The sequence below is a fragment of the Brevibacterium antiquum CNRZ 918 genome, from assembly GCF_900169145.1.
Classification (GTDB): Bacteria; Actinomycetota; Actinomycetes; order Actinomycetales; family Brevibacteriaceae; genus Brevibacterium; species Brevibacterium koreense.
Genome location: NZ_FXZD01000037.1, coordinates 1 through 1,553, shown reverse-complemented (window position 1 = coordinate 1,553; position 1,553 = coordinate 1). Strand labels below are relative to the sequence as shown.

The following is a 1,553-nucleotide window of genomic DNA, read 5'->3' as shown; positions in this document are numbered from 1 at the left end:
CCCTCTCTGTCAGGCTGGTTGTGAGTCACTCAGTCTGACACTGAGAGGAACACTAACCATGACCATCACTACTGGATACAGCGTGGCAGAGATCCGGTCTTTCCTGGTTCAGTACGACCAGATCCCCTTCGGACAGAAGGGCAAATGGGTCGATGCTCAACCGTTCACGCGAAAGCAGCTGTACACGTGGATACGAGCTCTCGTTACCGGCGACCTCGACCGCGGACTCGTCCCGCGGAACAATGACCCTATGACCTATGCGGCACGGCGGAAGAAGATGACCGAGGAATTGACCTCGGACCGTGAGAAAGCCCTGATGAAGGAACTCGCGGTCAAGGAGGCGGCTCTGGCCGCGAAGGAGAAGGAACTGGCGTCCCAAGGTGAGGAGATCCGCAGGCTGGAAGAGACGGCGAACAGCTTGGGAAAAGCTATCGGGCTCTTGCACAGCAGGAACGTGTCAGAGCCCGACGCGGACGAGGAACAGTCGAGTCCGAAGAATTCCTGACCATGGAGAACACCCTCGTGTTCGACCTCGTCGAGTCTGGCCTGTCACAGCGCCGAGTTCTTGACGTCGTGGGCCTGTCACGGTCTACGTGGCATTACCGGCTCAACCCGCGCCAGACTACGGCTGAGCCGGTGGCGCATCGGGACCGGGCCTATCCGAACCGCATCGATGCTGAAGCGAAACAGCAGATTAAGACACTCATCGAAGCAGGGTGGGCCGATGATCACTCGGTTGATCATGCATTCGCGCGGGCCTGGGACGACGGGATCATGGTCGCGTCCCAACGCACATGGTGGCGCATCGCTGCCGATCTGGAGGATCAGACCAAACGGCCGCAGGTCGCCACGCGCAAGGGCACAAGGCAGCCCCGTGAGATACCGGTGCTGGTGGCGACCAAGCCGGGGCAAGTGTGGTCATGGGACATCACTGATGTGAAGTCGGTCTGGGCACACGTCGTGTTCAAGGTGTACTCGATCATTGATATCTTCTCCCGCAAGATCGTGGGATATCGGGTCGAGCACCGCGAGTCCGATGACCTTGCAGTGGAGATGTTCGAAGACGCTATCACGAGATATGGTGCCCCGGAGTTCGTGCATGCCGATTCTGGAGCGGCGATGAAGTCCGCGGTGTTGAAAGAAGTCCTGGCCGTTCATGGCACTGAGACAACGCATAACCGACCGTATGTGTCTAATGACAACCCGTATTCGGAGTCAGCGTTTCGCACGATGAAGTATCGGCCGGCGTATCCCGTCGTGTTTGATGACCTTGATGATGCTCGAGACTATGTCGGTGCGCATGTGCAGTGGTACAACACTGAGCATCGTCACTCCGGGATCGCTCACTTCACCCCGGACCAGGTCCAAGACGGGTCCTGGAACACAGTATGGGAGAAACGACAGGACACTCTGGCCAAGTATTACGCGCAGCATCCGGAACGGTTCGCGAAACCACCGACGACCCCGGCACCAGCCGAGGTCGTCGGGATCAACCATCGAGAGATAGACACGCTAGCAGCGTGAGTGACTCCAAACAGCTTGACAGGGCGCGC

2 protein-coding genes are annotated in these 1,553 nt (G+C 58.7%); both read left to right on the top strand.

The window, feature by feature from the left end; translation table 11 throughout:
* Positions 1–58 precede the first annotated feature (58 nt).
* On the top strand, positions 59–505 hold the full coding sequence (locus BANT918_RS17075) for a hypothetical protein (protein WP_025388078.1): 447 nt from the start codon (positions 59–61) through the stop codon (positions 503–505).
* Between the two features lie 2 nt (positions 506–507).
* A complete protein-coding gene (locus tag BANT918_RS17070; RefSeq protein WP_025388079.1) occupies positions 508–1,524 on the top strand; it encodes an IS3 family transposase in 1,017 nt (338 codons plus the stop codon).
* Positions 1,525–1,553: the final 29 nt, after the last annotated feature.

Coding starts and splice junctions, on each gene's coding strand:
- BANT918_RS17070 (WP_025388079.1), top strand. CDS start 508: ATGGAGAACACCCTCGTGTTCGACCTCGTCGAGTCTGGCCTGTCACAG.
- BANT918_RS17075 (WP_025388078.1), top strand. CDS start 59: ATGACCATCACTACTGGATACAGCGTGGCAGAGATCCGGTCTTTCCTG.